Genomic DNA, 16,530 nt, shown 5'->3' with positions numbered 1-16,530 from the left:
GAGGCATCGCAGCACCGTGATTGTCCGTTCGTTCAAGGAGATCGAAGGTACCGACCGGCACGTGAAGGCGGCGTCCGGCACGTGGGAGAGCAAACGCATCGTCCTCGCCAAGGAGAAGGTCGGCTTCTCCCTGCACGAGACGATTCTGTACGCGGGTACGGAGACGTCGATGTGGTACGCGAACCACATCGAGGCCGTCGTGTGCGTGGAGGGCGAGGCCGATCTGACCGACCACGAGACCGGGCAGACGCACAGCATCACGCCCGGCACCATGTACCTCCTGGACGGGCACGAGAGGCACACGCTGCGTGTCAAGCAGGACTTCCGCTGCCTCTGCGTGTTCAACCCGCCCGTGACCGGACGGGAGGACCACGACGAGAACGGCGTCTACCCGCTGCTCACCGAGGAGGTGTGACGTTTCCATGACCGCCATCACCGAGACCACCACCGGTATCACCGACCTGTATCCCACTCGCGGCGCCACCGAGGTGCTCACGCCGCGTCAGGACCCGGTCGTCTGGGGCGCCCCCGACGCCCCGGGCCCGGTCGCGCCGGCCGATCTGCTGGCTTTCGAGCGCGACGGCTTCCTGGCCATCGACGAGCTCATCGGCCCGGACGAGGTCGCCGTGTACCGGGACGAGCTGAACCGGCTGGTCACCGACCCCGACATCCGTGCTGACGAGCGGTCGATCGTCGAGCCGCAGTCCAAGGAGATCCGCTCGGTCTTCGAGGTGCACAAGATCAGCGAGGTGTTCGCCCGGCTGGTCCGCGACGAGCGGGTCGTCGGACGGGCGCGGCAGATCCTCGGCTCGGACGTGTACGTCCACCAGTCGCGGATCAACGTCAAGCCGGGGTTCGGTGCCAGTGGCTTCTACTGGCACTCGGACTTCGAGACGTGGCACGCGGAGGACGGTCTGCCGCGGATGCGCACGGTGTCGGTCTCGATCGCGCTGACCGAGAACTACGACACCAACGGCGGGCTCATGATCATGCCGGGGTCGCACAAGACGTTCCTCGGGTGCGCGGGGGCCACGCCGAAGGACAACTACAAGAAGTCGCTGCAGATGCAGGACGCGGGCACACCCTCGGACGAGGCGCTGACCCAGCTGGCCTCGCAGCACGGCATCAAGTTGTTCACGGGCAAGGCTGGTTCGGCGACCTGGTTCGACTGCAACTGCATGCACGGATCCGGCGACAACATCACGCCGTTCCCGCGCAGCAACGTGTTCATCGTGTTCAACAGCGTGGAGAACACGGCGGTGGAACCCTTCGCGGCACCGGTGCGGCGACCGGAGTTCATCGGGGCGCGGGACTTCACGCCGGTGCGGTGACCGCCCCTCCGGCCGGGGGCCCGGGGGTCGCCCCCGCAAGACACAGCATCGGGGCGCGGGACTTCACGCCGGTGCGGTGAAGGCCGGTCAGCGGTGAAGTGACCGTGTGACAGAACTGCCGGGTGGGACCTCCTCGTGTGGGACGGGAGGCCCCGCCCGGTTGTGTCATGCCGCGAGGATCTCCAGAAGCCGGTCCACGTCCGCGGGGGCGTTGTAGAGGTGGAACGCGGCCCGCAGGTTCCCGGCCCGGTCGGAGACCTCGATGCCCGCCCGGCTCAGTTCGCCCTGCCGGTGGCCGAGCCCCGGCACCGACACGATCGCAGAGCCCGGCGCGGGCACCGGCTCGTGTCCCAGCCCGGCGAGTCCGGCGCGGAAGCGGTCCGCGAGGCCGACGTCGTGTGCGTGCACGGCGTCGATGCCGATCTCTTCGAGCAGTTCCAGTGAAGCCCTCAGCCCGGCGTAGGTGAACAGGGCGGGGCTGACGTCGAACCGCCGCGCGGAGTGGGCGAGTTCCTCGACCGGGCCGTAGCAGCTGTCCCATGGGCGTTCCCCGGCGACCCAGCCGGCGAGCAGCGGCGTGAGCCCGCCGAAGTCCTGCGGGGCGACGAAGAACGAGGCGCCGTGCGGGCCCAGCAGCCACTTGAAGCCGACGGCGGCGAGGAAGTCGTCGGCGTCGGCCTCCATCGGCAGCCAGCCGGCCGACTGGGAGGCGTCGACGTAGGTGCGGGCGCCGTGCGCCCGGGCGGCCTCGCGCACGGCCGGCAGGTCGGCGAGGCGGCCGTCGGCGGACTGGGCGGAGCTGACCGCGACGAGCGCGGTGCCGGGGCGGACGGACTCGGCGACCCGTTCCAGCGGCACGGCCCGCACCTTGAGGTCGCCACGCGCGTGGAACGGGTTCACCAGCGAGGAGAAGTCGCCCTCCGCCGTGAGGACTTCGGCACCGGCGGGCAGGGACGCGGCGATCAGCCCGCCGTACTCGGCGACCGAGGCCCCGGTCGCGACCCGCTCGGCGGGCACGCCGGCCAGCCGGGCGAAGGACGCGCGGGCGGCCTCCACGTCCTCGTACAGGGGACCCAGGGGCGTGCCCTCGGCGCGCATCCGCACGGCCTGCTGCACGGCGCCGACGGTGCGGGCGGGCAGGAGCCCGTTGCTCGCGGTGTTGAGGTAGGTGTGCTTCGGGGTGAACTCGGCACGGACGAGGTTCTCGAAGGTCTCCATGGGACCACTCTGCGTCCCCGGGATCTCCCCGTCCATTGCCGATTTCTGCGTGATGCGGCCAAGGAACGCTTATGGATGCGCTCCGAGCTGGGCTTTTCAGTGCTGGGGTACGGCGCAGCCGTCCGGCCCGCAGGCGCCCGCGCCGTCGGCGTCGCCGCTCTCGACGATCTTCAGGGGCGAGCGCTCGCCGTACGCCTGGGTGAGGGCCCGGGCGAACACCTCGGCGGGCTGGGCACCGGAGACGCCGTACTTCCGGTCGAGGACGAAGAACGGTACGCCGTTCGCGCCGAGCTGCGCGGCCTCGCGCTCGTCGGCACGCACCTCGTCGGCGTACGCGGCCGGGTCGGCGAGCACCGCGCGCACGGCCTCGGCGTCCAGCCCGGCGGCCGAGGCGAGCTCCACCAGCCGCTCGTCGTCGTTGAAGACGGAGCGCTCCTCGGCGAAGTTGGCCCGGTAGAGCAGGTCGAGGAGCTGTTCCTGGCGGCCCTGCTCCTTCGCGAAGTGCAGCAGGCGGTGCATGTCGAAGGTGCTGCCGTGGTCGCGGCCCCGGGTGCGGTAGTCGAGCCCCTCGGCGGCGGCCTGGGCCCCGAGGTTGTCCTCCCCGGCTTCCGCCTGCGCGGCGCTCATCCCGTACTTCTTGGTGAGCATCGTGATCACGGGCTGGATGTCGTCCTTGGCGCGGCCCGGATCGAGCTCGAAGGAGCGGTGCACCACCTCGACCTCGTCGCGGTACGGGAAGTCCCGCAGCGCCTTCTCGAAGCGGGCCTTGCCCACGTAGCACCAGGGGCAGGCGATGTCGCTCCAGATCTCGACGCGCATGTCTCGGCTCTCTCCAGGTCGTACGGTACGGAGACTCCCTCCGCCAGGTGCATGAACGTTCAAGCAGCGGGGTTCATTCCCCGCACAGGGCGAACCGCATCCGCAGATGGTGGTCCCCCTCCCCGGCCGGCTCCGGGGCCCATCCCATCCGCCGGTAGAACGCCTGGGCCCGCAGGTTGTCCACGTGCACGTCCAGAACGGCCTCCCGACGGCCGTCGGCCCGCCACTCCTCGACGCACGCCGCGTGCAGCGCGGCGCCGACGCCGCGACGCCAGTGGCCGGGGTCGACGTGGAACTGGAACAGCTTCACCCTGTCCACCGGTGCGCCCTCGGGGACGCAGAAGGAGGCCAGGCCGATGATGCGGCCCGCCTCCACGACGCACAGCACCCGCCCGTCCGGCCGGGTGAGGGCGCCGCGCCAGGAGGCGGACCAGTCGGTGCCGTCCTGCGGCGGCCCGCCGGGGTAGTACGTCGCCCGGGCCCGCGCGTGCAGCGCGACGACGTCCGCCACCTCGGCGGGCAGGACGGTACGGATCACTCGGCCTGGGGTCACTCGGTCCCTGATCATGGAACCGATGACGTGATCGCGCGGGGCAGCGGTTCCCGGCCCGGCCTCAGCTGCCGTCGCGCAGATCCTTCGGCCAGGACGGCCTGAACTCGATGTGGTCGTACGTCACCACGCAGCCCTCGCCCATCGGGGACTGGGTCATGAAGCCGACCAGGGCCGCCTCCGTCTCCTTCTCGCCGGCGAGGGTGAAAAGACGGACGAAGACCCAGCGTTCACCGTCGCGGGAGGCGTGGAAGGCGAAGGCGCGGCCGGTGCGGCTCACCCGGAGCCAGACGGAACTGCCTTCCACGGCGAAGGAGTTGGCGTCGTCGGAGTGCCCCCGGGTCACCACCGTGCAGACGGTGGGGACGTCCGGGGAGTACTCCAGGCAGAGCTTGGCCCAGGCCCGCTCCCCGACGTGCACGTAGAGCACACCGGCATCGAAGGCCGCGCCGAACCCGACGGTGACCTTGGCGATCAGCTGGAAGTCGCCTTCGGGCGCACCGAGCAGCCGGGGCGCGTCGGAGGCGGGGTCCAGCTGCTCATCGGTGGGCGGAACGAACCGGTCCTGCCGCGACCCGGCCCACCCGGTGAGCACGCCGTCCTCGTAGGACCAGTGACCGTCGGGCCCGTACGTACGCAAGGGGAACGGCAGTTCGGGAAGTTCGAGATCCATTCGACTCAGTCTTCCAGGTCCACCCCTCAGGGGCGCGGGACTGTGTCAATTTGCGGCTCCGCCGCGTGGGCGCGACCAGCCACAACGGACCACAGGCCGACCGATCACCGCACCCCCTCGGCGCTAACGCTCCAGGCGCCCGTTGAACCGCCGAGGCAGCCCCAGCGGGTTGTCGTCCCGCAACTCCGCCGGCAGCAACGCCTCGGGGGCGTTCTGATAGGCGACGGGCCGCATCCACCGCTCGATCGCCGTCCCGCCGACCGACGTGGACGTGGACGTGGTGGCCGGGTACGGACCACCGTGGTGCTGGGCCGGCGCGACGGCGACACCCGTCGGCCAGCCGTTCACCAGCACGCGCCCCGCCAGCGGCGTCAGCTCCGCGAGGATCTCGGCTCCGCGGCCCTGCCCCGCCGCCTCCTCCTCGGACAGCTGCACCGTCGCCGTGAGGTTGCCCGGCAGCCGCGACAGCACCGCCTTCACCTCGGTCTCGTCCTCGTAGCGGGCCACCACGGTGACCGGCCCGAAGCACTCCTCCAGGAGCAGGTCGTGCTCGCCCTCGGCCGCCAGCTTGCTCGCCGGCACCGTGAGGAAGCCCGCGCTGACGGTGTGCTCGCCGCCCGCGCCCGGGGTGACGGGGGACTCGACGTCGGGCAGTGCGGCCCGCTCGGCGACGCCCGCGACGAAGTTGTCGCGCATCCGGTGGTCGAGCAGGACCCCGGCGTCGGTGTCGCTGACGGCGTCGGTCAGGGACTTCAGCAGGGCGTCCCCGGCGGCACCGGCCGGCGCGAGGACGAGGCCCGGCTTCACGCAGAACTGGCCGACGCCCAGCGTCATCGAACCGGCGAGGCCCGCGCCGATCGCCTCGGCCCGCTCGGCGGCCGCGGCCTCCGTGACGACGACCGGGTTCAGGGAGCCCAGCTCGCCGTGGAAGGGGATCGGGACCGGGCGGGCCGCGGCGGCGTCGAAGAGCGCCCGGCCGCCGCGTACGGAACCGGTGAAGCCGGCCGCCGCGACCAGCGGGTGCTTGATCAGCTCGACGCCCGCCTCGAAGCCGTGGACCAGGCCCACGACACCCTCGGGGATGTCGTGCCGGGCGGCGGCGCGGCGCAGCACCTTGGCGACGTACTCGGACAGGGCCGGGTGGTCCGGGTGGGACTTGACGACGACCGGGCAGCCGGCCGCGAGGGCACTCGCGGTGTCACCGCCCGCGACCGAGAAGGCGAAGGGGAAGTTCGACGCCGAGTAGACGGCGACGACGCCCAGCGCCACCTTGTAGCGGCGCAGGTCCGGGATGGGCGGGGTCGCGGTGTCGTCGGGGTGGTTGATGACGACGTCGAGGAAGGCGCCCTCGTCGACGATGTCCGCGAAGGCCCGCAGCTGGTAGCAGGTGCGGGCGAGCTCGCCGGTCAGCCGGACCGGGCCGAGCGCGGTCTCGGCGTCGGCGGTCTCGACGAGACCGTCCTTGGCCGCCTGGAGCTCCTCGGCGGCGGTGCGCAGGAAGGCCGCGCGGACCGTGCGGTCGGCCAGGGCGCCGCGGGCCTCGTGCGCGGCGCGGACGGCGGCGTCCACCTCCTGGGCTGTGGCCTCCACCGCAACCTGTTCACGCTGCTTCCCGGTTCGGGGGTCGACACTCCAGACTGGTGCTGCTGCCACCGCGGGTCCCTCCACACATGTAATGCCGCAGTACTGGGTCATCCACCAGGGACGTTCGATATACTGAACGCTGTCTCTGGTGATGAATATGCTGTGGAGACTATTTCCCGTCCAACGAAGGGGTCAAGGGCGATGTCGGCTGGCGAGACGGGCGGCGGAGCGCAGGTCAAGTCCGCGGTACGAACGGTTGAACTGCTCGAATACTTCGCCGGGCGCCCCGGCATGCACTCCCTCGCGGCGGTCCAGGAGGCCGTCGGGTATCCCAAGTCCAGCCTCTACATGCTGCTGCGCACCCTGGTCGAGCTGGGCTGGGTGGAGACGGACGCGACCGGCACACGGTACGGAATCGGGGTGCGGGCCCTGCTGGTGGGCACGTCGTACATCGACGGCGACGAGGTCGTCGCGGCGGCCCGCCCGACGCTGGACCGGCTCTCGGACGACACGACCGAGACGATCCACCTCGCCCGCCTCGACGGCACCAACGTCGTCTACCTGGCCACCCGCCAGTCCCAGCACTATCTGCGCCCCTTCACCCGGGTCGGGCGCCGGCTGCCCGCGCACTCCACGTCCCTCGGCAAGGCGCTGCTGAGCACCTACTCGGACGAGCAGGTCCGCAAGATGCTCCCGGAGACGCTGCCCGCGCTGACCGAGCACACGATCACCGACCGGGAGAAGCTCATCGAGGAGCTGCGCCAGGTGCGGGAGCAGGGCTTCGCCGTGGACCGCGAGGAGAACACCCTGGGGCTGCGCTGCTTCGGCGTGGCCATCCCCTACCGCACACCGGCGCGCGACGCGATCAGCTGCTCGGTGCCGGTGGCGCGGCTGACCCCGGCGCACGAACAGCTGGTGAAGGACGCGCTCTTCGACGCGCGGGACCGGCTGACACTGGCCACCCGTAGGCTCTGAGGCATGAATGTCGAGCTGCGCCAGGTCCACGACAGCGATCTGCCGGTCTTCTTCCGGCAGATGAACGACCCCGAGTCCCTGAGCATGGCGGCCTTCACCCCCGAGGATCCGGCCGACCGGGCCGCCTTCGACACCCGCTGGTCCCGGCAGCGCTCCTCGCCCGATGTCGTCGCCCGCACCGTCCTGGCCGACGGTGACGTGGTCGGCAGCGCGGCGGTGTACGGGGTGCCGGGCGAGCGCGAGGTGACGTACTGGATCGACCGCGCGTACTGGGGCAAGGGCATCGCCACCCAGGCTCTGCTGGCGCTGCTCGCCGAGGTGCCCGAGCGCCCGCTGTACGCACGGGCGGCGTCGGACAACGCGGGGTCGCTGCGCGTGCTGGAGAAGTGCGGCTTCCGGGTGGTGGCGGCGGCCCGGGGGTACGCCACGGCCCGGGGTGCCGAGATCGACGAGACGGTGCTGATCCTGGAGGGCTGAGCGGCCCCGGGGTTCTCCCCCGTCCGGCGGAGGCGGATCGTCGCCGGGCAGGAGGTGCAGGGAGCCTTCCCCGCGGGAGCCTGATCGCATGACGCAGTCGATCGCTCCCCCTGCCGCTCCCGGCCCCGCCGTCCGTGCCGACCGCCCCCGGCGAGTCCTCCGTGCCGTGGCCGTCGTCTCCTGCGGGCCCTACCTCGCCCTCAAGGCCGCCTGGATCGCCGGGAGTAGCCTCGGGATTCCCGAGGGGAGCCCGCTGCTGGACGACCGCCTGACCATGGCCGTCGTCAACGGGCTGTCGATGCTGCTGGACAGCGCGGTGATCGTGCTCGCGCTGGTGCTGACCCGGCCCTGGGGGATGCGGGTGCCCGCGTGGCTGCTCGCGTTCCCCGTGTGGGTCGCCACCGGGTTGCTCGCACCGATCATGGCCGGGTTCCCGGCGCAGCTGGTGGCGAGGGTGTTCGGCGGGGGCGGCGGCTCGTCGGCGGGCCGTGAGGCCTTCCTCGACGAGTGGGTGTTCGCCGTCGTGTACACGGGGTTCATCGCGCAAGGGCTCGCGCTGGGCGGTCTGTTCGTGCTCTACGCGCGGGACCGCTGGGGGCATCTGTGGCGCGGGCGGGTGTGGGACCTGCCCGTCAGTGCCCTCGGTCCGGCCCACCGGGCCCTCGCCGTGGCCGCCGCCGTGCTCGCCCTGCCGCCGCTCACGCTCCACGTCCTCTGGGCCTGCGGTGTCTCCTCCGGGCTCGGCGAGGGCCGGGCCGCGGAGCGGGGCGGTGACTTCTACGTCCTGGAGACGCTGTACGTGGTCTTCCTCCTCGCGGCGGTCACCGGCGTCGTGCTGCTGGCCTTCCGGCGCGGCCGGGCGTTGCCGGTGCCGGTGCCGCTCGGTCTCGCCTGGGTGGGGTCGAGTGCCGTGGCCTGCTGGGGCGGATGGCTGTCGCTGGCCTCCGTGGGGGGCGTGGCGGACCTCGCCGACCGCCCCACTCCGCCGATGAACCTCGCCTACGCTGGCCAGATGCTCGTGGGCCTCCTCGTCGCCGCCATCGGCGCCTACCACCTCACGGAGCGCTCGGCCGAAGCGGCGCGGCGGGCGGCGTGAGCGCGGTCGCCGGGTTGCTGTTCGGCCGGCGGGCGCGCCTGCGCTGGATCCACCTGATCCTCGGCGGTGCGCTGGCCATGCCGTACGTCCTCGTCGGCTCGGTGATCATCGGCCCGGTCGCCGGCGCCACGGACGTCTTCGGCTCCTTCCCCCTCCAGCTCGCCTCGTTCGGTGTGGGCCTGCCGCTCGCGGCCGTCACCTCGTTGTTCCCGCTGACCCGGCCGCTGGAGTCCGCCGCCGTGCGCTGGCTGTGCGGCGTGGACGAGGACCGGCTCGCGTTCGGGCCGGCCGGGACGCGGGGCGAGAAGGGCCGGACCGCGGCCTGGTTCACGCTGCATCTCGGGTTCGGCGGCATCATCGCGGGGATGTCGCTGGCGCTTCCGCCGTTCGCCGCCGCGCTGATCGTGCTGCCGGTCCTCGCGGGAGTGCGCGACAGCCGGCTCGGGCTGCCCGAGGCCTTCGACCACACCTGGGTGCTGGCGCTGGCCCCGGTCGCCGGCGTGGCGTCGCTGATCGTCCTCGCCGGCTGCGCGGCAGGCTGCGGCGCACTGCTGGCCCGCTGGGCGCCCCCGCTGCTCGGCCCCACGCCGAGGGAGCGGCTCGCCGCCGCCGAGGCCCGCGCCGCCGACCTCGCGGTGCGCAACCGGCTGGCGCGGGAGCTGCACGACTCCGTCGGCCACGCCCTGAGCGCGGTCACCCTCCAGGCGAGCGCGGCCCGCCGGGTCCTCGACTCCGATCCTGCCTTCGTGCGCGAGGCCCTCGCCGCGATCGAGGACACCACCCGGCGCACGGTCGGTGAACTCGACGCCGTCCTGGGCGTGTTGCGTGACGGCGACGCCCCCGGCACGGCCCCGGCCCCCACCCTCGCCGCCGACCTCGACGGGCTGCTGCGACACACCCGGGCGGGCGGACGGCGCGTGAGGGCCACCGTGGGCGCCGATCTGGAGGCGCTGCCCCCGCTGCTGTCCCGCGAGGCCTACCGCATCGTGCAGGAGGGACTGAGCAACGCCCTCAGGCACGCCGGTGAGCGGGCCGCCGTCGAGGTGTGGATCGCGGTGGCGGACGGGGACCTGGAGATCACCGTGGAGAATCCCGTGGCCGGCCCGGCGCCCTCGCGCACCGGCGGCGGCCACGGGCTGCGCGGGATCGCCGACCGGGCCAGGCTGCTGGGCGGTACCACGACGGCCGGACCGACCCCGGCGCAGACCTGGCGGCTGCACGCCCGCCTGCCGATGAAGGGGCCCCTGTGACCCGCCCGGCCACCGTCCGTGTCGTCCTCGCCGACGACGAGCGCATGGTGCGCACCGCGCTGCGCGCCATCCTCTCCGCTGAGCCGGACCTGGAGGTGGTGGGCGAGGCGGCCACCGGCGCGGAGGCGGTGTCGGTCGTCCGGGAGCTGCGGCCGGACGTCGTCCTCATGGACGTCCGGATGCCGCAGGTCGACGGGATCCGCGCCACCGAGCAGATCCTCGCCACCCTGGACGAGCCGCCCCGGATCGTCGTCGTGACGACTTTCGAGAACGACTCCTACGTGTACGACGCGCTGCGCGCCGGAGCCGCCGGGTTCCTGCTGAAGCGGGCGGACGCCGACGCGCTCGTGCAGGCGGTCCGGCTCGTCGCACGCAGTGACAGCCTGCTGTTCCCGGCGGCCGTCCGCACCCTCGCGACCGAGCACGCCCGCGCGCACCCGGCACCGCCCGCGTGGGTGGCGAAACTCACCGGACGCGAACGGGAGGTGTTGCGGCACCTGGCGGAGGGGCTCACCAACGCGGAGATCGCGCGCCGGATGGAGGTCGGCCCGGCCACCGTGAAGTCGCACGTCGCGGCGGTGCTGGCCAAGACCGGCACCCGGGACCGCACACAGGCGGTGATCGCGGCGTACGAGGCGGGTTTTCTGAACGGCGGATGAGAAAACCGGCGCGTCGGGTGAGAAACCCGGCGCGTTGGGTGAGAAACAGGACGGACGGGAACGATCCGCCCGGTGTGGCTCGTCCTCCTGTTCGGAATGAACAAGACGATCAGGCGCGCTTCGGTCTTCGCACTGCTCCTGGTGTTGGCTCTGCTGGTCAGGGCGACCTGGGTGCAGTTCTACGAGGGCCGGGCGCTGGCAGACGACAAGGACAACCGGCGGAACGCGATCGAGACGTACTCGGCGCCGCTCGGGAACATCATCGTGGGCGGCCGGTCGGTCACCGGCTCGGCGCCGACGAAGACGGGCGACCTGAAGTACAAGCGGACCTACACGAACGGCCCGCTGTACGCGGCGGTCACGGGATACGCGTCGCAGGCGTACGCCCCGACCCAGTTGGAGGGCATCTACACCGATCTGCTCAACGGCACGGACAGCCGACTGAGGTCCGTGATGGACACGCTCACCGACCAGCGGGCCGAGCCGGGCAACGTGGTCACGACCATCGACCCGGACGTGCAGAAGGCGGCCTACGAGGCGCTCGGCGACAAGAAGGGCGGTGCCGTCGCCATCGACCCGAAGACCGGGAAGATCCTCGCGGTCGTGTCGACGCCGTCGTACGACCCCTCCTCGCTGACCGACGCCGACACGGCGGGGTCGGCCTGGCAGAAGCTCACCTCGGACCCGGAGAAGCCGCTGGTCAACCGCGCGCTGCGGCAACCGCTGCCGCCCGGCTCGACGTTCAAGCTGGTCGTGGCGGCGGCCGCGCTGGAGGACGGGCTGTACTCGTCGGTGGACGAGCGGACGGACAGCCCCGACCCGTACACGCTGCCGGGCACCAGCCGGGAGTTGTCGAACGAGAACCCGAACGCGCCCTGCACGAACGCCACGATCCGCACGGCGCTGGAGTACTCGTGCAACAACGTCTTCGCGAAGATGGCCGTGAAGCTGGGCCAGGACAAGGTGAAGGCGATGGCCGACCGGTTCGGCTTCGACGACGACAAGCTGGACGTGCCGGTCCGGGCCTACACCAGCGTGTACCCGTCGGGCATGGACCCGTCGCAGACGGCCCTGACGGGCATCGGCCAGTTCGACGTCACCGCCACCCCGTTGCAGATGGCCATGGTGTCAGCGGCCATAGCCAACGGCGGCAAGCTGGTCTCGCCGCACATGGTTGCGCAGATCACCAACAGCGGCGGTGACGTGCTGGAGGACTACGACGACGCGGGCTCGAAGGAGATCGTCAGCTCCTCGACCGCCGAGCAGCTGCAATCGGCGATGGAGACGGTCGTGAACAAGGGCACGGGCACGAACGCCCGGGTGCCGGGCGCGACCGTGGGCGGCAAGACGGGTACGGCCCAGCACGGCGAGAACAACAGCCAGGTGCCGTACGCCTGGTTCACCTCGTTCGGCACGTCCGACTCGTCGGGCAAGGAGGTCGCCGTGGCGGTGGTCGTCGAGCAGTCGGACGCCGCCCGCTCGGAGGTCAGCGGCAACGGCCTCGCGGCGCCGGTCGCCAAGGCGATGATGCAAGCGGCGCTCAAGGACTGAACCTCAGCCGCCGACAATCCGTCTGTAGAGACGAGACGGGCCGCCCCCCTCCCCCCGGGGGCGGCCCGTCATCGTCACTTCGCGCCGAGGAGCTGCTCGATCGGGTCGATCGCGAAGTACACGAGGAACAGCGCCGAGGTCCCCCACAGCAGCCAGTGGACCTCCTTCGCCCTGCCGAGCACGGTCGTGATGACGACGTAGGCGAGGAAACCGGCCCCGATGCCGTTGGTGATGGAGTAGGTGAACGGCATCACCGCGATGGTGAGGAACGCGGGGATGGCGATGTCGTAGCGGTCCCAGTCGATGTGCTTGACCTGAGTCATCATCAGGAAGCCGACGGCGACCAGGGCCGGTGCGGCCGCCTGGAGCGGGACGATGGTGAGCAGCGGGGTCAGGAACAGCGCGAGACCGAACAGGCCACCGGTGACGAGGTTGGAGAAGCCGGTGCGCGAGCCCTCGCCGACACCGGCAGCGGACTCGATGTAGGAGGTCGCCGAGGAGGCGGAGGCCGCACCGCCCGCGACCGCGGCGGCTCCGTCGATGAGCAGCACCCGGCCCAGGTTCGGGACCTTGCCGTCCTCGTCGAGCAGGCCGGCCTCGGCGCTGATGCCGACGACCGTGCCCATGGTGTCGAAGAAGTCGGACAGGATCAGGGTGAAGATCAGCAGGACGACGGTGACGACACCGACGCCGGGAGCGCTGAAGGCGCCGAACAGGTCGAAGTCGCCGATGAGCCCGAAGTCGGGGGCGTCGACGAGCCGGTCCGGCCAGGAGGGTGTGGTCAGGCCCCAGGACTTGATGTCGGCCAGCGAGTCGACCAGGATCGCCAGCGCGGTCATGGTGACGATGCTGATCAGGATGGCGCCCTTGACCTTGCGGGCCAGCAGTCCGATCGTCAGCAGCACGCCGAGGCAGAAGACGAGCATCGGCCAGCCGGCGAGGGTGCCGGTGCCGCCCAGCTGGACGGGCACGGTGGTGTTCGCGGCATCCGGGATGCGGCTGACGAAACCGGCGTCGACGAAGCCGATGAAGGCGATGAACAGGCCGATGCCGACGCTGATCGCCTGCTTGAGCGGCTGGGGTATCGCGTGCATGACGGCCTCGCGCAGACCGGTGACCACCAGCACGCAGATCAGCAGGCCTTCGAGGACGATCAGGCCCATGGCGTCGTCCCAGCTCATCAGCGGGGCGATCTGGAAGGCGACCACGGCGTTCAGGCCGAGTCCGGCGGCGAGCGCCAGGGGCAGGTTCCCGCCCACGCCCATGATGATCGTCATGACCGCGGCGACCAGGGCGGTGGCGGTGGTGAGTTGGACGGCGTCCAGCTGGTGCCCGAACTTGTCCTTCGCGCTGCCCAGGATGATGGGATTCAGGACAAGGATGTAGGCCATCGTGAAGAAGGTGGCGAAGCCGCCGCGGACCTCCCGGCCGAAGGTGGAACCTCGCTCGGAGATCCGGAAGAACCGGTCGACGCTGTTCGCCCGGGGGTCCTCGGTGGGTGGCCGGTCGGTGACCTGCTGCGGTTCGGACATGACGCGTGCTCCTCGGTGCCTGGGTGATCGGTGTGCGGATGCTGGCCGGATTGTGCCCGCCTTGAACCCCGTTCGGGTTTTCTCCGTGTTACGGAATCGGAGTGCGGCCCGTCATACGCCGTTCGAAGCTCCGTACGAACTGTTCGACGATCGCTGCTACGCTTCCCGATCTCGTCCGGGTCTCCCCCGGATGATCACATGTCATCTGCATGACAGCCACAGGGTGCCCCCGGACGGGAGCACCCGTAGCCGCTGCGAGGAGAGGTCGCCCGTGGGCACAGTCGTCGACGACGCCGCCTCCGTGGAGTTCCACGCCTTCTTCGAGCGCCACTACGCCGAACTGTCCCGTCTCGCGCACCTCCTGACGGGCGAGGCGGACATCGCCGACGATCTGGCGGCGGACGCCTTGCTGGCGCTGTGGCACCGCTGGGACCGGGTGCGCGCGGCCGACCATCCGGTGGCGTACGCGCGCGGGGTGGTCGCCAACCTGGCCCGTACCCGCATCCGCAGCGCGGTGCGCGAGCGGCGGCGCATCGCCCTGTTCTGGTCGCAGCGCGAGGAGAACACCGAGAATCCGGACGTCGCGGGCGTGGTCGACGTGCAGGAGGCGTTGCGCAGGCTGCCGTTCCGCAAGCGGGCGTGTGTCGTGCTGCGGCACGCGTTCGACCTGTCGGAGAAGGACACGGCGCTGGCGCTCGGGGTGTCGGTGGGTACCGTGAAGAGCCAGACCTCGAAGGGGATGGCCGAACTGCAGCGGTTGCTGGGACCCCAGGCAGTGCCGCGGCGGATGCACGTGACGCTGGGTGCTCCGCACTGCTCGCCCGCCGTGGAGAGCGTGCGCACCGGTGAGGGCGGAGGGAGGGACCGATGACCATGCGGCGGGACGTGCACGAGGAACTGCGCACCCGGCTGCACGAGGCGGCCGGGACGCACGAGCCCGACCGGGAGCGCATGCTGGCCCGGATCGAGCGCGGCATGGCCGGTCCGGCCGGTTCCGGACACCGGGCGACGCGCCCTCCGGTGGTCGGCTGGATGCGGGTGGCCGGTGCTACGGCCGCGGTCGCCGGCGTGCTGGCGGTGGGCGGCTACGCGGTGGCGTCCGCGGTGAAGGAGGAGACCGCCCCGCGACGGCAGGAGGTGGCGACCTCGCCGACCCCCGCGCCGTCCCCGGAGGCGACGAGCCGGGCCCCCGCACCTCCGCCTCCCGAGGAGCCGGCGCCGAGCAGCCCGTCGGAGCGCCACGAGTCCGGCCCGCCGCCGTCGAGGACGCCGGGTGCCCCGGCCACCGAACGGGCGCCCGCCACCGCCGAGGACGGTCCGCTGTGGTCGGACGGCTCGGTCGACCCGCACAGCAACGACTTCTGGGCGCAGAGCAACATCACCCTCAAGACCGGCGAGCAACTGACCGCGCTGAGCGTGCGGTTGAAGGTCGCCCAGACCGGCGGGATCTCCGACGCGGGTGCCTGGCGCTCCCTGCCGGAGGAGGACTTCGTCCTCACGGTCGCCGAGCGGGACGGTTTCCTCGTCTACACCTGGACCCTCAAGAAGGGCCGTACGGTCCCGGCGGGCGAGTGGGTGTTCGCCGGCCAGTACGGCCACGCGCGCGGTGGCCGCGACGCGGGAGAGGACGCCTACGCGGTGACGGCCACCGCCGGTTCGCGACAGCTGTCGGTGGGCGGCGGGTTCGCCGCCGTGGCCGACGGCGACGGTGGCTCGTGAAAAAGACCCGAAGAGGCGGCAACTTTTTCTTCACCGGTGACGACCACCATGCGCAAGAGTCACCCCCCACCTGAGGAATCGGTACATGACTGCACCAGCAGAACGGCGCGTCCGCCACCGCCGCAGCGTCACCAGGCGGCGGGCGGTGATCGCCGCGATGTCCGCTGTCGGCATCACGGGAGCGGCGATCGTCACCACGTCGATGCTGTCGACGGCGGGCGCCGCGTCCTCCTGGCCCACGGACAAGGGCAAGACGCCCGTGTCCAAGACCATCCCGGTCTCCGGTGTGCGCGACGGCGGCATGAAGATGTTCTACGGCACCGGCGCGCTCGGCGGCGGCAGCCAGGACGAGGGGCAGGACCCGCTCTTCGAGCTGGCCGACGGCGCGGTCCTCAAGAACGTCATCATTGGCACCCCGGCCGCGGACGGTGTGCACTGCAAGGGCAGTTGCACCCTGGAGAACGTGTGGTGGACGGACGTCGGCGAGGACGCCGCCAGCTTCAAGGGCAAGTCCTCGTCCGCGGTGTACAAGGTGATCGGCGGCGGCGCGAGGAACGCCGACGACAAGGTGCTGCAGTTCAACGGTGCCGGCACGCTGAACGTGTCCGGTTTCCAGGTGCGAGACGCCGGCAAGCTGGTCCGCTCCTGCGGCAACTGCAAGACGCAGCACAAGCGCACGATCGTGCTCAGCGACATCGACGTGACGGCGCCGATGAACTCGATCGTCGGGGTGAACGCCAACTACGGCGACACGGCGACGCTGTCGAGGATCCGTATCCACGGTGACGGCAAGAAGAAGATCAAAACGTGTGTGCGCTTCGAGGGCAACAACACGGGCAAGGAGCCCAAGGAGCTGACGCCGCCCGGCCCGGACGGCAAGAGCTGCCTGTTCAAGGCCTCCGACATCAGCTACCAGTAGGGCCTTGCCCCCTGTGACTCCGGTTGGCCCTGGTCCCCCCTCGGGCCGACCGGATGCCGGGTCTCCGACCCCCCAGTCGGACGTCCCGGCACCTCGGCCCTCCGGAGCCCCCCTCCGGACGGCCGGACGGTACCGGTCGAGCCCCCCTCGACCGGTCGGCACGACGCCCCCGCCGTT

Annotated in this window: 17 protein-coding genes; 11 read left to right on the top strand and 6 right to left on the bottom strand. The window is 71.5% G+C overall.

The genetic code is table 11. The annotated features are described in order from the left end of the window. Nucleotides 1-16 precede the first annotated feature (16 nt). Nucleotides 17-415 carry an ectoine synthase gene (locus tag ACIQHQ_RS06180; RefSeq protein ID WP_402610515.1) on the top strand — a complete coding sequence of 133 codons (399 nt, stop codon included), beginning with the start codon at nucleotides 17-19 and terminating at the stop codon, nucleotides 413-415. Between the two features lie 16 nt (nucleotides 416-431). Next, entirely contained in the window at nucleotides 432-1,331 is a 900-nt protein-coding gene (thpD, locus tag ACIQHQ_RS06175; RefSeq protein ID WP_402610633.1) for an ectoine hydroxylase, read from the top strand. A 165-nt stretch (nucleotides 1,332-1,496) separates the two neighbouring features. Here the strand turns inward: thpD and ACIQHQ_RS06170 are convergent, their stop codons facing one another. The 5 genes from ACIQHQ_RS06170 to ACIQHQ_RS06150 all read right to left on the bottom strand — a co-directional run bounded on the left by ACIQHQ_RS06170 (nucleotide 1,497) and on the right by ACIQHQ_RS06150 (nucleotide 6,244). Further along, on the bottom strand, nucleotides 1,497-2,549 hold the full coding sequence (locus tag ACIQHQ_RS06170) for an aminotransferase class V-fold PLP-dependent enzyme (RefSeq protein WP_402610514.1): 1,053 nt from the start codon (nucleotides 2,547-2,549) through the stop codon (nucleotides 1,497-1,499). Between the two features lie 96 nt (nucleotides 2,550-2,645). After that, complete coding sequence (locus ACIQHQ_RS06165; protein WP_402610513.1) at nucleotides 2,646-3,368, bottom strand: DsbA family oxidoreductase; 723 nt, start codon at nucleotides 3,366-3,368, stop codon at nucleotides 2,646-2,648. 73 nt (nucleotides 3,369-3,441) lie between these two features. After that, the gene (locus ACIQHQ_RS06160; protein ID WP_402610512.1) at nucleotides 3,442-3,936 is read right to left on the bottom strand and encodes a GNAT family N-acetyltransferase; all 495 of its coding nucleotides are present in this window, start codon (nucleotides 3,934-3,936) and stop codon (nucleotides 3,442-3,444) included. A 46-nt stretch (nucleotides 3,937-3,982) separates the two neighbouring features. Continuing rightward, complete coding sequence (locus tag ACIQHQ_RS06155) at nucleotides 3,983-4,591, bottom strand: DUF1349 domain-containing protein (RefSeq protein WP_402610511.1); 609 nt, start codon at nucleotides 4,589-4,591, stop codon at nucleotides 3,983-3,985. Between the two features lie 123 nt (nucleotides 4,592-4,714). Beyond that, nucleotides 4,715-6,244 (bottom strand): aldehyde dehydrogenase (NADP(+)), encoded by a 1,530-nt coding sequence (locus tag ACIQHQ_RS06150; protein WP_402610510.1) that lies wholly within the window; start codon nucleotides 6,242-6,244, stop codon nucleotides 4,715-4,717. A 132-nt stretch (nucleotides 6,245-6,376) separates the two neighbouring features. Here ACIQHQ_RS06150 and ACIQHQ_RS06145 point away from each other — a divergent pair, with 132 nt between their 5' ends. The 6 genes from ACIQHQ_RS06145 (at nucleotide 6,377) to ACIQHQ_RS06120 (ending at nucleotide 12,183) form a co-directional block, all read left to right on the top strand. Then, nucleotides 6,377-7,150, top strand: coding sequence for an IclR family transcriptional regulator (locus ACIQHQ_RS06145; RefSeq protein ID WP_031109054.1), 774 nt, complete (start codon nucleotides 6,377-6,379; stop codon nucleotides 7,148-7,150). A 3-nt stretch (nucleotides 7,151-7,153) separates the two neighbouring features. Beyond that, entirely contained in the window at nucleotides 7,154-7,627 is a 474-nt protein-coding gene (locus ACIQHQ_RS06140; protein ID WP_402610509.1) for a GNAT family N-acetyltransferase, read from the top strand. A gap of 88 nt (nucleotides 7,628-7,715) precedes the next feature. Beyond that, entirely contained in the window at nucleotides 7,716-8,723 is a 1,008-nt protein-coding gene (locus ACIQHQ_RS06135; protein WP_402610508.1) for a hypothetical protein, read from the top strand. Beyond that, the gene (locus tag ACIQHQ_RS06130) at nucleotides 8,720-9,973 is read left to right on the top strand and encodes a sensor histidine kinase (protein WP_402610507.1); all 1,254 of its coding nucleotides are present in this window, start codon (nucleotides 8,720-8,722) and stop codon (nucleotides 9,971-9,973) included. Before ACIQHQ_RS06135 ends, ACIQHQ_RS06130 begins: the two co-directional genes overlap by 4 nt. Next, a complete protein-coding gene (locus ACIQHQ_RS06125; protein WP_402610505.1) occupies nucleotides 9,970-10,632 on the top strand; it encodes a response regulator in 663 nt (220 codons plus the stop codon). The genes ACIQHQ_RS06130 and ACIQHQ_RS06125 overlap by 4 nt, the downstream gene beginning before the upstream one ends. 96 nt (nucleotides 10,633-10,728) lie before the next feature. Next, a complete protein-coding gene (locus ACIQHQ_RS06120) occupies nucleotides 10,729-12,183 on the top strand; it encodes a peptidoglycan D,D-transpeptidase FtsI family protein (protein WP_402610632.1) in 1,455 nt (484 codons plus the stop codon). Nucleotides 12,184-12,257: 74 nt separating this feature from the next. Here the strand turns inward: ACIQHQ_RS06120 and ACIQHQ_RS06115 are convergent, their stop codons facing one another. Further along, entirely contained in the window at nucleotides 12,258-13,715 is a 1,458-nt protein-coding gene (locus ACIQHQ_RS06115) for an NCS2 family permease (RefSeq protein WP_402610504.1), read from the bottom strand. Between the two features lie 271 nt (nucleotides 13,716-13,986). On the opposite strand from ACIQHQ_RS06115, the gene ACIQHQ_RS06110 reads away from it, so the two are divergent. The 3 genes from ACIQHQ_RS06110 to ACIQHQ_RS06100 all read left to right on the top strand — a co-directional run bounded on the left by ACIQHQ_RS06110 (nucleotide 13,987) and on the right by ACIQHQ_RS06100 (nucleotide 16,353). Continuing rightward, the gene (locus ACIQHQ_RS06110) at nucleotides 13,987-14,586 is read left to right on the top strand and encodes a SigE family RNA polymerase sigma factor (RefSeq protein ID WP_402610503.1); all 600 of its coding nucleotides are present in this window, start codon (nucleotides 13,987-13,989) and stop codon (nucleotides 14,584-14,586) included. Then, on the top strand, nucleotides 14,583-15,434 hold the full coding sequence (locus tag ACIQHQ_RS06105; RefSeq protein ID WP_402610502.1) for a hypothetical protein: 852 nt from the start codon (nucleotides 14,583-14,585) through the stop codon (nucleotides 15,432-15,434). Before ACIQHQ_RS06110 ends, ACIQHQ_RS06105 begins: the two co-directional genes overlap by 4 nt. Nucleotides 15,435-15,519: 85 nt before the next feature. Beyond that, nucleotides 15,520-16,353 (top strand): pectate lyase, encoded by an 834-nt coding sequence (locus ACIQHQ_RS06100; protein WP_402610501.1) that lies wholly within the window; start codon nucleotides 15,520-15,522, stop codon nucleotides 16,351-16,353. Nucleotides 16,354-16,530 lie beyond the last annotated feature (177 nt).

This window comes from Streptomyces sp. NPDC092370 (assembly GCF_044755265.1).
Classification (GTDB): domain Bacteria; phylum Actinomycetota; class Actinomycetes; order Streptomycetales; family Streptomycetaceae; genus Streptomyces.
The sequence above is the reverse complement of the archived record's forward strand: the minus strand, read 5'-3'. Positions and strand labels throughout refer to the sequence as shown.